This is a genomic window from Kitasatospora sp. NPDC036755, from assembly GCF_040636595.1.
Lineage (GTDB): Bacteria > Actinomycetota > Actinomycetes > Streptomycetales > Streptomycetaceae > Kitasatospora.
In genome coordinates this window covers 1-13,342 of sequence record NZ_JBEZUT010000246.1, presented here as the reverse complement: position 1 = coordinate 13,342, position 13,342 = coordinate 1, and the positions used below count along the sequence as shown (strand labels likewise).

Annotated in this window: 10 protein-coding genes and 1 pseudogene; 6 read left to right on the top strand and 5 right to left on the bottom strand. The window is 73.0% G+C overall.

Annotation, left to right across the window (positions count from 1 at the left end; translation table 11 throughout):
* Positions 1-86 precede the first annotated feature (86 nt).
* Positions 87-1,592 carry a glycerol-3-phosphate dehydrogenase/oxidase gene (locus AB0E96_RS29460; protein WP_359828753.1) on the top strand — a complete coding sequence of 502 codons (1,506 nt, stop codon included), beginning with the start codon at positions 87-89 and terminating at the stop codon, positions 1,590-1,592.
* A gap of 76 nt (positions 1,593-1,668) precedes the next feature.
* On the opposite strand, the gene AB0E96_RS29455 is transcribed toward AB0E96_RS29460, so the two are convergent.
* The 3 genes from AB0E96_RS29455 to AB0E96_RS29445 all read right to left on the bottom strand — a co-directional run bounded on the left by AB0E96_RS29455 (position 1,669) and on the right by AB0E96_RS29445 (position 2,599).
* A complete protein-coding gene (locus AB0E96_RS29455) occupies positions 1,669-2,016 on the bottom strand; it encodes a VOC family protein (protein ID WP_359828751.1) in 348 nt (115 codons plus the stop codon).
* Position 2,017: 1 nt separating this feature from the next.
* The gene (locus AB0E96_RS29450) at positions 2,018-2,224 is read right to left on the bottom strand and encodes a CopG family transcriptional regulator (protein ID WP_359828750.1); all 207 of its coding nucleotides are present in this window, start codon (positions 2,222-2,224) and stop codon (positions 2,018-2,020) included.
* An 81-nt stretch (positions 2,225-2,305) separates the two neighbouring features.
* Positions 2,306-2,599, bottom strand: coding sequence for a hypothetical protein (locus AB0E96_RS29445; RefSeq protein WP_359828748.1), 294 nt, complete (start codon positions 2,597-2,599; stop codon positions 2,306-2,308).
* 267 nt (positions 2,600-2,866) lie between these two features.
* On the opposite strand from AB0E96_RS29445, the gene AB0E96_RS29440 reads away from it, so the two are divergent.
* Entirely contained in the window at positions 2,867-3,442 is a 576-nt protein-coding gene (locus AB0E96_RS29440) for a TerD family protein (protein ID WP_359828746.1), read from the top strand.
* A gap of 45 nt (positions 3,443-3,487) precedes the next feature.
* On the opposite strand, the gene AB0E96_RS29435 is transcribed toward AB0E96_RS29440, so the two are convergent.
* A complete protein-coding gene (locus AB0E96_RS29435; RefSeq protein WP_359828745.1) occupies positions 3,488-4,726 on the bottom strand; it encodes a monooxygenase in 1,239 nt (412 codons plus the stop codon).
* A 330-nt stretch (positions 4,727-5,056) separates the two neighbouring features.
* On the opposite strand from AB0E96_RS29435, the gene AB0E96_RS29430 reads away from it, so the two are divergent.
* The 4 genes and pseudogenes from AB0E96_RS29430 to AB0E96_RS29415 all read left to right on the top strand — a co-directional run bounded on the left by AB0E96_RS29430 (position 5,057) and on the right by AB0E96_RS29415 (position 9,354).
* Positions 5,057-7,099: an NADPH-dependent 2,4-dienoyl-CoA reductase gene (locus AB0E96_RS29430; protein ID WP_359828744.1), complete on the top strand. Its 2,043-nt coding sequence runs from the start codon at positions 5,057-5,059 to the stop codon at positions 7,097-7,099.
* A gap of 170 nt (positions 7,100-7,269) precedes the next feature.
* On the top strand, positions 7,270-7,815 hold the full coding sequence (locus AB0E96_RS29425; protein ID WP_359828742.1) for a YcxB family protein: 546 nt from the start codon (positions 7,270-7,272) through the stop codon (positions 7,813-7,815).
* 75 nt (positions 7,816-7,890) lie between these two features.
* A pseudogene (locus AB0E96_RS29420) lies at positions 7,891-8,406 on the top strand (PadR family transcriptional regulator); the annotation flags it as partial.
* A gap of 216 nt (positions 8,407-8,622) precedes the next feature.
* Complete coding sequence (locus AB0E96_RS29415; RefSeq protein ID WP_359828740.1) at positions 8,623-9,354, top strand: hypothetical protein; 732 nt, start codon at positions 8,623-8,625, stop codon at positions 9,352-9,354.
* 106 nt (positions 9,355-9,460) lie between these two features.
* Here the strand turns inward: AB0E96_RS29415 and AB0E96_RS29410 are convergent.
* Positions 9,461-13,342 (bottom strand): LamG-like jellyroll fold domain-containing protein (locus AB0E96_RS29410; RefSeq protein WP_359828738.1); only part of this gene is annotated, 3,882 nt, incomplete at its 5' end.

The window sequence follows — 13,342 nt, the reverse complement described above, 5'->3', positions numbered from 1 at the left end:
GCGCCGGAGGGACGGCGGGCCCGTCCGCGGGACCGCACGCCGGCCCGTACGCGGGCACCGGCCGGCTCGACGCCTCCCGCCGCACGCTGGAGCTCGAAGCGCTCGGCGACGACCCCCGGATCGACCTGCTGGTCATCGGCGGCGGCGTCACCGGCGCCGGAGTGGCCCTGGACGCGGCCTCCCGGGGCCTGCGCACGGTGCTGGTCGAGTCCCGCGACCTCGCCTTCGGCACGAGCCGCTGGAGCTCCAAGCTGGTGCACGGCGGCCTGCGCTACCTCGCCTCCGGGCGGATCAAGGTGGCCCGGGAGAGCGCCGTCGAGCGCGGCGTGCTGATGACCCGCACCGCCCCGCACCTGATCCGGGCGCTGCCCCAACTGGTGCCGCTGCTCCCGGACCTGCTGCGCCCCGGCCAGGCCGCGCTGATCCGCACGGGCTTCCATGCCGGCGACGCGCTGCGCCTGACGGCCGGCACCCCGGGCGCGCTGCTGCCCCGGGTGCGCCGGATCGACGCCGAGCGGACCCGCCGGCTGGTGCCGGGCGTACGGACGGACGGGCTGCGCGGCGCGCTGGTCGCCCACGACGGCCAGCTCGTCGACGACGCCCGGCTGGTGGTCACGCTGGCCAGGACCGCCGCACAGTACGGGGCGAGCGTGCTGACCAGGGTCCGCGCCGAGCAGGTCACCGGCACCTCGGCCCGGCTGGTCGACACCCTGACCGGGCGGGAACTCGCCGTACGGGCCGGTGCGGTGGTCAACGCCACCGGCGTCTGGGCGGGCGAGGTGGACACCTCGATCAGGCTCCGGCCCAGCCGGGGCACCCACCTGCTGGTGGACGCGGGGGCGCTCGGCCACCCGACCGCCGCCCTCACCGTGCCGGTGCCCGGCTCCACCAGCCGGTTCGTCTTCGCCCTGCCGCAGCAGCTCGGCCGGGTCGCGATCGGCCTGACCGACGAGGACGCCCCCGGCCCGATCCCGGACGAGCCCCGGCCCACCGAGGCCGAGCTCTCCTTCCTCCTCGACACCGTCAACGCCGCCCTCGACACTGCCCTGACCAGGGCGGACGTGATCGGCGCCCATGCCGGGCTGCGCCCGCTGATCGACACCGGGGACGGCAGCACCGCCGACATCTCCCGCGAGCACGCGGTGCTGGAGAGCCCGTCCGGGGTGATCACCGTGGTCGGCGGCAAGCTCACCACCTACCGCCGGATGGCCGAGGACGCGGTGGACGAGGCCGTGCGGCTGCGCGGTCTGCCCGCCCGGGCGTGCTGGACGGCCCGGCTGCCGCTGATCGGTGCGCCCGGCCACCGGGACAGCCGCCCGCTGCCCGCCGCCGAGGGGGTCGGCGGCCCGGTGCCCGCCTCGCTGCTCGCCCGTCACGGCGGCGCGGCCCACGAGGTGCTGGCGGCGGGGGAGGCGACGCCGATCGCGGAGGGCCTGGACGTGACCCGCGCGGAGATCGCTTACGCCGTCACCCACGAGGGCGCGCTGGACGCGGCCGACGTGCTCGACCGCCGCACCCGGATCGGGCTGGTCGCCGAGGACGCCGGGCGTGCCCGCGAGGCGGTCGAGGAGATCGTGGCGGAGCTGCGGTAGCGCGAGCGAACGCGGGCGGGCCGGTACGGCTGATCGCCGTACCGGCCCACCCGTCGTGCCGTTGCCTGTGGTGCCGCTACTCGGCCTTGGCCTGCGCCTGGAGGCTCCAGAGCCGTCCGTCGGGGTCGCGGACGGTCGCCATCTGCGTGCCGAAGTGGGTCTCCTCGAACGGGGTCTCCAGCTGCACACCCTCGCCGGCCCCGAAGGCCTCGGCGTCGTCCACCTTGAGCACCAGCTGCAGCTGCGGCTCGCGGTCCGCCGGGATCTCGGCGATGAACAGGGTGGGGCTGTCGCCCTTGCGCAGCTGGCCGGAGTTGTGGTCGGTGGCGAACTCCAGCTCGTAGCCCAGCCCCTGGAAGAACTTCGCGGCCTTGCCCCAGTTGTGGGTCTCCATGAACACGGCTTCGATGCCCTCGGTGGTCATCTCAGTTCTCCTCGGCGGATCGCTCGGACGGATGCTCGTGCTGTTGGTGCTCGTCGTGCTGAACGGCGGGGGCGTCGAGGTAGGCGCGCAACGCCTCGGCGACCAGTGCCGAGAGCGACAGCTCCTGCTCGATGGCACGGAACTTGACCTGCTTGATCAGCCCGATCGGCAGGTAGACGTTGAACTGCTTCACATCCTCGTTTCCCACACCCCTAGGCTAGCACTGTAGCTTGCTAGCAATGTCCCCTATGGGGGTGTTTCGGGTGGTGCGGTGGAGGCGGCGGCCGGATCAGCGCGCCGTGCGCTCGGGCATCGGGTGCTCGGCGCCGGTCAGCTCCAGCACGCAGGAGAGCGGATGCTCCGCCACGCCGGTGCGGTCCAACCGTACCGCGAGCGGCTTCGGCGGTTCCTCGGCCACCTGGGCGGCGAGGGTCAGCGGGTAGACGCCGTGCCCGTGGACCCGATGGAAGGCGCACTCCTTGCCGTCGACCAGCAGCTCGGTCTCGGTGATCCAGCCGGACCGGACGTTGACGGTCACCGAGTGACCGCCCTGGTCGAGGTGGAAGCTGTACCGCTGGCGCATCGGGACCTCCGGCGACCGGGCCCGGGCCTGCGGCGAACGGGCCCGGGGAGGAGGGAAAGGAGGGAAAGCCACTGCCAGTCTAGGGCGGCCGGGCGTGGGGGTGCTCGGTGTGCGGAGCGCGACGGGTGGCCCTCCGGGACGGGGGCGGCCCGTGGTTCCCGGACGCGACCCGGAGAAATTCCCGGGGCGGGCCCACCCGCAGACGGATTCTCGTGATCTCTACAGTGTTGTAGATTCGTCCACAGGGAGAGATCCGAGGAGGGCATTGTGGGAGTTTCGCTGGCCAAGGGCGGCAACGTCTCGCTGAGCAAGGAGGCGCCCGGTCTGAGCGCCGTGATCGTCGGGCTCGGCTGGGACGTGCGCACCACCACCGGGGCCGACTACGACCTGGACGCCAGCGCGCTGCTGTGCAACGCGCTGGGCAAGGTGGTCTCGGACCAGCACTTCGTCTTCTTCAACAACCTGCGCAGCCCCGATGGTTCGGTCGAGCACAGCGGCGACAACCTGACCGGCGGCGGGGACGGGGACGACGAGCAGATCAAGGTCGACCTGGACCGCGTCCCGGCCGACGTGGCCAAGGTGGTCTTCCCGGTGTCGATCTACGACGCCGACGCCCGGCTGCAGAACTTCGGCCAGGTGCGCAACGCGTTCATCCGGATCGTCAACCAGGCCAACGGCCTGGAGATCGCGCGCTACGACCTGACCGAGGACGCCTCGACCGAGACCGCGATGGTCTTCGGCGAGCTGTACCGCAACGGCAACGAGTGGAAGTTCCGCGCCATCGGCCAGGGCTACGCCTCCGGCCTGCGCGGCATCGCGACCGACTACGGCGTCAACGTCTGACCGTCCGCGGTGAACTGACGGGGATTCGGCGGCCGCGGCGCACGCTCAGCCGGTACGGCCGAGCGCGTGGCCGCCGAAACCCCCTCCGCCGGTGAACTGTTGCCGCCACCAGGCGGTCATGGCCGGCTCGTCCATCCCCGACCAGTCCGGCGCCCCGGTGACCTGGGCCCGGCCGAGGGTGCGCCCCAGCTCCACCAACTCCCGCCCGGCCGCCGTCCGTTCGCGGTCGTAGGCGGTCAGCAGGTCCGACCAGGAGCCGGCCTCGCGCCCCACCCGCTCGAAGGCGTGGGCGTCCTGCATCGCCTTCACCGCGCCGCTGGTGTTGTGCGGGCGTACCACGGTGGCCGCGTCCCCGCCGATCAGCAGCCGGCCGGCCGTGCGGTTCGGGACTGCCAGGTCGTAGATCGGCTGCAGGAAGGTCCGTTCGCGCGGGGTCAGGGTGACCAGCCCGGCCCAGTACGGCGGCAGGTGCCGTTCGGCGAGCCGGCTCAGCTCGTCCAGTCGCGGGTCGGTGAGGCTGCCCGCCGGGATGCTGGTCGGGCCGTCCAGCCGCAGCCAGGCGGGGGTGGGGGCGTAGAAGGCCCAGTTCACCTGGGTGCGGCCCGGCTCGACCCCGGGGATGCGGTAGATCACCACCTGGCCGCCCGGGTAGCAGGCGGTGACGCACTGCTCCCGCGGCCAGGGCGCCGCGCCGCCGGGCAGCTCGGCGAGCAGGGCGTCGTCGTAGCTGCCGCGCCAGCACACGTACCCGGCGTACTCGGGCTCGGCGTGCGGGCAGACGGCCTCGCGGACCACCGAGCGGTAGCCGTCCGCGCCGATCACCAGGTCGTACGGCTCGCGGCCGAGGCCCGCCTCGGCCCAGGCGCCGTCCGGCCCGCTGCCGACGGCGGTCACGGTGGCGCCCAGCCGGAACTCGACCTGCGGGGGCGTCCGTTCGCGCAGGGCCTGCCAGAGCACGCCCCAGTGGTGGGAGTGGAAGGGGAAGGGCTGGGCCCAGAGCAGCCGGCCGCAGCCGTCGGGTCCGTCGCCCTCGCCGGCCGTGCCCCGGGTGACCCAGCGGCGGACGGTGAGGCGGTGGCGGCGGGTGTCCGCGTCGAGGTGGCCGGCCGCGACCAGCTCGTCGAAGCGGTCGTTGTGGGTGCACAGCCCCACGCCGCGGTCCTCCAGCCGGCCGGGGCTGCGCTCCAGCACCACCACCCGTTCCGCGCCCAGCCGGGCGGCGGCGCCGGCGAAGGCGCTCCCCGCGATGCTGCCCCCGACCACGGCCACCGAGCCACCCCGCACGGCCGCTCCTCTCCCGAGCTCGCGATGTCCGCTGTGACGGTCCTCGGTGCCGGTGCACCGCGACTGTCCCCGGCGACGGTCACGTGCGACGTTCACTGCGACGGCTACTTGCGACGTTCACTGCGACGGTTCACTGCGACGGTCCTCGTGGCGCCACCGGGGCGCGATGGCCCGTCGCCACCTCCGGGCACGACGATACGCCGCCGGGTGGGCCCCGGTGTCGCCTTCGCGCCATCCGGCGGAGCCTTATGCAACTAGTTGCATGCCTCGCCGCCCGTCCCCTACCCTGCGGTAACAACGACACCCCCGCCCGCGCCCCAGGAGACGCCGATGAGCGCCCACCCCGGCAGCAGCCGCTACCCGCACCTGCTCAGCCCGCTCGACCTCGGCTTCACCACCCTGCCCAACCGGGTGATCATGGGCTCGATGCACGTCGGCCTGGAAGAGGCCCCCGGCGGCTACGAGCGGATGGCCGCCTTCTACGCCGAGCGGGCCCGCGGCGGCGTCGGCCTGATCATCACCGGCGGCATCGCCCCCAACGAGGCCGGGCGCCCCTGGGAGGGCGGCGCGATGCTGACCACCGAGGAGGAGGCCGAAAAGCACCGGGTGGTCACCGAGGCGGTGCACGCCGCCGGCGGGAAGATCGCCCTCCAGATCCTGCACTTCGGCCGCTACGCCTACCACCGCGACCTGGTCGCCCCCAGCGCCCTCCAGGCCCCGATCAGCCCCTTCGTGCCCAACGCGCTCACCGCCGAGCAGGTCGAGCAGACCATCGAGGACTTCGCCCGCTGCGCCGAACTCGCCCGCCTCGCCGGTTACGACGGCGTCGAGATCATGGGCTCCGAGGGCTACCTGATCAACGAGTTCATCGTCGCCGCCACCAACCAGCGCGAGGACGAGTGGGGCGGCGCGTACGAGCGGCGGATGCGCTTCCCGGTGGAGATCGTCCGCCGGGTCCGCGAGCGGGTCGGCGAGGACTTCATCATCGTCTACCGCCTGTCCATGCTCGACCTGGTGCCCGGCGGCTCCACCCTGGACGAGGTCGTGCGCCTCGCCCAGGCCGTCGAGGCCGCCGGGGCCACCGTCATCAACAGCGGCATCGGCTGGCACGAGGCCCGCATCCCCACCATCGCCACCTCGGTGCCGCGCGGAGCCTTCGCCTGGGTGACGAAGAAGGTGATGGGCGAGGTCGGCATCCCCCTGGTCACCACCAACCGGATCAACACCCCCGAGATCGCCGAGCGGTTGCTCGCCGAGGGCAGCGCGGACCTGGTCTCGATGGCCCGCCCGCTGCTCGCCGACGCCGACTTCGTCGCCAAGGCCCGGGACGACCGCGCCGACGCCATCAACACCTGCATCGGCTGCAACCAGGCCTGCCTCGACCACACCTTCAACCTTCAGATCACCTCCTGCCTGGTCAACCCGCGCGCCTGCCACGAGACCGAACTCGTCCTCGGCCCGACGCGCTCGCGCAAGCGGATCGGCGTCGTCGGGGCGGGCCCGGCCGGCCTCGCCTTCGCCGTCTCCGCCGCCGAACGCGGCCACGACGTCACCCTGTACGACGCCGCCGAGACGGTCGGCGGGCAACTGAACATCGCCCGACGCATCCCCGGCAAGGAGGAGTTCGACGAGACGCTGCGCTACTTCCGCACCCGGCTGGCCGAGTTGGACGTCACGCTGCGGCTCGGCGCGACCGTCACCGCCGAACAGCTCGCCGAGCAGGGCCACGACGAGCTCGTCCTCGCCACCGGCGTCACCCCGCGAACTCCCGCCGACATCCCCGGAATCGACCACCCCAGCGTCCTCGGCTACCTCGACGTGCTGCGCGACGGGGCACCGGTCGGCGAGCGGGTCGCCATCCTCGGCGCCGGCGGCATCGGCTTCGATGTCGCCGAGTTCCTCACCGACCCGGGCGACGCGGCGAGCCTCAACCCGCCCGTCTTCCAGGCCAGGTGGGGCATCGACCCGGAGTACCGCGAGCGCGGCGGACTGCGCGCCCCGCAGCGGCCGAAGCCCCCGCGCAGCGTCCACCTGCTCCAGCGCAGGACCAGCAAGGTCGGCGCCGGCCTCGGCAAGACCACCGGCTGGATCCACCGCACCGAACTCAAGCACCGCGGCGTGGTGATGGTCCCCGGCGTCACCTACGACCTGATCGACGACGCCGGCCTGCACATCACCGTGGACGGCGAGCAACTCCTGCTGCCCGTGGACACCGTCGTGCTCTGCACCGGCCAGGAGCCGCGCCGGGACCTGTACGAGGCGCTGCGCGAGCGCGGCCTGCCAGTGCACCTGATCGGCGGCGCCGACGTCGCCGCCGAACTGGACGCCAAGCGCGCCATCAAGCAGGGCACCGAACTGGCCGCGGCGCTCTGAGCCCCCGCGTTCCGCAGGGGCGGCGCCCCCGTCGCGAGCCGGGGGCGCCGCCCGAAATCCACTCGCCGTCCGCCCGGGGGTCGTTGCTAGTATCCGCAGGTCACAGCGCGGGGCGCGGCGCGGGTCGCAGTGCGCAGGCCGCAGAGCGGATCACAGGGGAGAGCGGACCGATGGACGAACGGGTCGAGACGGCGTACGCGCCGGCGACGGACGAGCGAATCGAGTTGGCGTACACGCCCACGGTGGAGGACTTCCGGGAGGCCCTGGCCGCCCGGGCCCGGGCGACGCGTGCGGGCCGCCGCCAACGGGCGCTCCTGTACCTGCTCGTCGTGTGCGGCCCGCTCATCGCGGTGCTCGACCTCTCCGCCGGCAAGGGAATCGGCTTCCCACCGGTGATCATGGTGCTCGCCGCGCTGGCCCTGCTCTTCTGGGCGCCCCGGCTGCAGGCGGGCCAGTTCCACAAGATGACCGCCGACAAGGGCGAGTTCACCGCCACCGTGGAAACGTCCGGCGTGACCATCGCCAACCGCCACTCCACCAGCACCCTGACCTGGCAGGCGGTCCCGCACCACGTCGAGACCCCCCGGCTGTTCGTCCTGGTGAGCGGCGACAAGAACAACGCCTGCCTGGCCGTCCTGCCCAAGCGCGGCACCGCCGACCCCGACCGGCTGCGCGCCGTGCTCGCCCGGCACGCCCCCGCGCCCACCCGGGGCTGAGCCGGCCCGCCCCGCGGCCCGTACCCCGCCCGCTCCCCGCCCGTCCCGCTGCCCGCTCCCCGTACGATCGGCGGCATGTCGCTGCCGCACGCCATCCTCACCGCCCTGCTGGAGAAACCGTCCTCGGGGCTGGAGCTGACCAGGCGGTTCGACCGGTCGATCGGCTTCTTCTGGCCCGCCACCCACCAGCAGATCTACCGCGAACTGGGCCGGCTGGAGGCCTCCGGACACATCCGGGCCCTCCGGCCCGAGACGCCGGTGCGCGGGCAGAAGAAGGAGTACGAGGTCCTGCCGGAGGGCCGCGCCGAACTGGCCCGCTGGACCGCCGAGGGCGCCGCGCCGCGCGCCGTCCGGGAGCCCCTGCTGCTGCGGCTGCGGGCGGCCGCGGTGGTCGGCACCGACGGTCTGGCGGCCGAGCTGGAACGCCATCTCGCCCTGCACCGGGAGCAATTGGCCGACTACCGGGAGATCGAGCGGCGCGACTTCCCGGCCGAGCGGGCGGACGGCGAGAACCGGCTCCAGCACGCCGTCCTGCGGGCCGGCATCGGGCTGGAGGCCTTCTGGGTGCAGTGGCTCAGCGAGACGCTCGAAGCGCTGGAGGCGCCGGGGGAGTCAGGGGAGTCGGGGAAGCCGAAGACCAAGGAGTCCTCGCGGCCCGCGGAAGCCCCCGGGAGCCCCGGAAACCCGCCGCTCGCAGCCCCCGAAGACCAGCCCTGACCTGCGGAGACCCCTGGCCCGCGCGCCCTGCCGGGAACCCGGTGGGACACTGGTGGCTGTCCCTGCCCGAACTCTCGACCGGGGGCCCGCATGTCCCGTCCCAGGCCCATCCACGCCCTTGCCGCCGCGACCGCCGCCCTGGTGGTCGCCCTCGGGCCGGCCGCCCTGTCGGCGTCGGCGGCGTCCGCCCCGCCCCTGCCCACCGCCGACCAGCTGAAGTCGGCCCTGCTGACGGCGGCCGACCTCGGCCCCGGCTACACCGAGACCCCGGTGACGCAGAGCCCGAGCCCCGGTGGGAACCCGAGCCCGGTCACGGGCTGCGCCGCGCTCAGCGCCCTGATCAACATGCGCTCCACCCAGACCGGCGGCCAGGTCCCGCACGCCGCGGTCGAACTCGACGGCCCGGACGGCAACCCGATGGTCACCCAGGTCCTCGCGGCCGAGGCGCCCGACCGGCTCACCGCCGACTTCAACACCGTCACCGACGCGCTCAAGACCTGCCACAGCATCACCTTCAACAACGGTGACGACGACCAGGTGACCTTCACCGTCACCCCGGTCACCCTCGGCGACCGCAAGGACGCCCCCGCCGTCCACCTCGACGGCACCCTCGCCGGCGTCCAACTCAACGGCTACGTCGGCATCGAGCGCTTCGGCACGGTGGCCATGGCCTTCGGCTACTTCGAACGCCAGGGCTCCACCGAGCAGACCGCCTCCATGCAGTACCGCACCGCCGTCGCCAAGGCCGAACGCACCCTCGGCGCCAGGGCCGGCAGCACCACCGCCCCGACCGCCACCCCCACCGAGGGCCAACGCGTCTGACCCCTCAGCCGCCCCGCGCACCCAGCACGGCGGCCCCCCACCGAACGCGCGGGGCGCTCGGCGAGGGGCCGCGGTGCTGGTCCGACGACGACCGGACGGACGGGGGCTACACGCCCGCGAGGGTCTGGTTGTCGAAGAGCCAGTGGTGGTTGGCCTGGTCGGCGCACTGCCACACGTTCAGCCCGGAGCCGTTCGTGGTGATCCACCCGTGCAGGTTCAGGCACCTGTTCGACGCCGGGTTGTAGAGCGAGCCGTCGTAGCGGCGGATCCAGGTCTGGGCGGTCTTGTTGCCGCACGCCTGCGCCACGACCGGGGTGCCGTCGACGACGACGGCGTCCCGGGTGCCCAGGCAGAGCCCGGTGGGCACGACCTTGAGCTCGTTCTGCCGGGTGGTCAGGAAGTGCTGGCTGTCCCCGTTCCAGCAGTCGTAGAGCCGGAGCTGGGCGCCGTCGTTGCCGCCCCAGTTGTCCAGGCACTTGCGCGGGTCGACCGCGCTGCGGATCCGGACGATGGACTGGGCGGTGGCCACGGTGTTCACCTGGGGGTCGGTCAGTGCGTACGGGTAGATCCGCACGTCGCTGACCGCGCCCTTCACGAGGTCCACGGGGGCGATGTTCCGGGGGGCGACGCCCCCGATGCTCAGCGGCCCGGCCGGGGGCTTCCAGGTGGTGCCGACCTTGGCGTTGCCGACCGCCTGGCCGTTGACGTACAGGGTGGCGATGCCGCCGGTGGAGTCGTAGGTGCCGGTGAGGTGCGTCCACTGGCCGACCGTCACCCCGGTGCGCCCGCTGCGGTCGTACACCGGGTACCAGTCCGTGGGGTTCACGCTGTCGTTGCTCGGCAGGATGAAGGCCCAGTTGTTGAAGTTCCGCGAGTACTGGAGGTAGAACGGGCTGGCCTCGTTGCCGGGCAGCGAGACCGCGGTCTGGTAGCCGTCGGTGTTGTCGACCTTGACCCAGGCGGAGACGCTGTAGCTCTTGGTGGTGTCCAGGCCGGGGGCGGTGTCGGTGGAGGTGACCGGCGCGGTGGTGCGGTAGACCGTCGCGCCGTCGAAGGCGGTGGCCTTGCCCGCGACGCGGTTGTGGTCGGTGGTCAGGGCGGCGCCGGTCGGGTAGGCGGTCGTCGCGGGGCCGCCGTTCTTGTACAGGGTGTTGGTGCCGCTGCTGTCACCGGTGCCGTCGAGGGCCCACCACTGCGGGGTGACCTGGGTGTTGGCGACGGTGACCGGTCCGACCTCCCAGGTGTAGCCGACCGACGGGTTGCCGGGGGTGGTCGGCCGGCCCCACCAGATCTCGACCGTGCCGTCGGCCTTCCTGCCCCACAGGCTCGCGTTGCCGCTTCCGGTGAGGTCGCCGTCGGAGCCGAGGGTCGGGTAGGTGTCGGTGGAGACCCAGCCGATCCGGGTGCCGACCGGTATCAGCTGGGTCAGCGTCGGGACCAGCAGCGGCTGGCCGGTGCCGTCGAGGACGGGCGCGCCCTGGTTGTCGGTCGCGGCGACGGTGCCGGTGGTGAAGGTGTAGGCGAGCAGGTCGTGCTTGGCGCCGTCGGCGGTGTCCGCGAGGTTGCGGGCCCACAGGCCCGGGTGGCCCTGCTTGGCCCAGTCGCCGGGGGTGATCAGCTCCTTGTTCTTCCACCCGGACGCGGCCAGCCGGACGGGCTTGCCCAGGGTGTTGGCGTTGGTGGCCGGGTAGTACCACAGGGCCGCGTCGGCACCGTTGTCGGTGCTCTCGACGGTGAGCAGGCCGGTCTTGTTCTTGAAGCCCAGCTTCGGGTCGAGGTCGGTGCTGACCGGGTCGCCGAGGGCGGCGATCCGCAGCGTGCCGGACCAGTCGGCGGCGTTGTAGCCGGCCGCCGTCAGCCAGGAGCAGTCCTCGGTGGAGGTCTTCACGCACTTCGGCTTGGCGATCGGCACGGACTTGTCGATGCGACCGTAGGCGCCGGTGTTCCCCGGGTTCGGGTAGACCAGCAACTCGGGGCTGCCGGGCGCGTGGACGATGACGTCGTCGATGTTGTTGCCGCCGGTCAGCGTGCCGCGGTGGGCGTACTGGACGTCGTTCCAGGACGTGCCCTTCGGCGCGTCGGCGGGGGTGGCGACGGCGGCCACCGCGGGGGCCTGGACCTTGGGGTTGCCCGGGGTGTTGTACGCCCGGAGGTAGCCGGCCTGGTCGGGCAGCAGGATGTCGGCCGAGCCGTCGCCGCTGACGTCGCCGAAGACCGGCGGCGGGCCGTCCGGGTTCCACGGCACGTAGAAGGAGTACTGGGCGACCGGCGAGAGGTTACGGGCGTTGTCCAGGACCTGGATGTACAGGACGTTGGTGCCCCAGCGGCCGGAGGTGACGGGAATGCCGTTCGCGGGGTAGTCGTTGCCGCAGGCCCAGCCGGCACCGGCGAACTGCGGGTCCCAGGACCAGCGGGCGCAGACCACGCCGGAGGAGGTGCCGCCCGGCGTCGGGTCGGCCGCGGTGAACGGCACCAGGCCCTGCTCGCCCAGGCGCTTCCGGCTGACCTGGCCGTTGCCGGACGGCGGGAAGGTGGTCGCCAGCTGCCCGTCGGTGAGCACGGTGTCGGAGTTCGGGACGGAGAGGGTCGGCGGGGTCAGGTCGACGCCGAAGTGGCAGACCGGGGTCGAGGCCGACTTCGGGGCGTAGCCGTCGTCGGCCATGGTGCCCCAGCCGTAGTAGTGGCCGTCCTTGATGACGCCGGGCTTCACCTGGAAGCTCGCGACGCCGCCGTTGGCCACCGTCGGGGTCAGGCCGCTGTCGACGTCCGCGCTGAGGTCGGCGTAGTCCCAGATGTGGGTCCACGCGGCGAGCGAACTCTGGACCGGGCTGTGGACCGTCGCGTTGAGGGACACGGCGCCGTTGAACCCGGAGGAGGAGTTCAGCCAGCCGAAGGAGCCGTTGCAGCCCTGGTTCTCGGCCCACGGCACCGAGGTGGTCGGGGCCGGCCAGACGTACGGGTTGGTCGGGGTGTCGGGGACGCGGTCGTACTCGATCTCGACGACGGCGCTGTAGTCGAGCCGCTTGAACGCCATCGCGTCGGACTCGTTGCGGGCGAACACCCCGAAGGTCATGGTGTCGCTGCCGGTGGCGTAGGTCCGGTAGGCCCAGGTCACGTCGTAGTTGAACTGGTACTTGCCGGAGCAGCCCTGCTGGCCCGCGCCGGGGACCCCGGCCTCGCCGAGCCGGCCGCCGACGACGCCCGGCGGGTTGTTCCAGGTGGTCTGGTTGCCGATCGGGCCGGTGGCGTAGAGGTCCAGGGTGTACTTGTCGGTGCAGGAGAAGGCGGCGGAGTCCGTCTCCCACATCGACATGATCGCCTTGTTGATGACGAAGCCCCGGTACCAGTGGGTGTCGAACTGGTAGTACGAGCGCTCGACGCCCTTGGTGGTCCGGTAGCCCTGGTAGCCGACGCCGGGCTTGGCGTACTGGTCACCGGTGTTGGCGACGGTCCGCCCGATGTTGGCCGTGCCCGGGTAACCGGACTGGGTCCAGGTCCAGGTGCTGGACCCGTTGCGGTCGGGGATCCAGCCCGGGTCGATGAACCACGGGCCCTGGCCCTGGCCGAGGACGGAGTCGTCGGTGGTCAGCTCGACGGCGTCGCCGCTGACGGAGACCGGCATGTCGACGACCTTGGCGCCGGCCCCGGGGCTGTCTGCGGTGCTGCGCTGCTCAGGCTTCGCCTGGGGGGCTTCGGTGGCGGAACCGCTGAGGGCGGGGGCCGACTTGGCGGCCGTCGCCGGGGTGGCGCCGGTCGAGCTGTCCCACATCTGCGGGGTGGGCGCGTGCCAGCGGGACGTGCCGTCGGCGGTGGTGGCGGTGAGGTTGCCGGCCTCGTCGGCCCGGACGGACACGCCCTTGCCCCGGGTGCCGAAGCGGACCTTCTTCAGCGCGGGGTTCTTCGCCGCTTCGGCGGTCTTGACGACCAGGACGGTGGAGAGTCCACCGAACTTGGACGTGGTCACCTTGAGGTCGACCCCGGGGGCGAC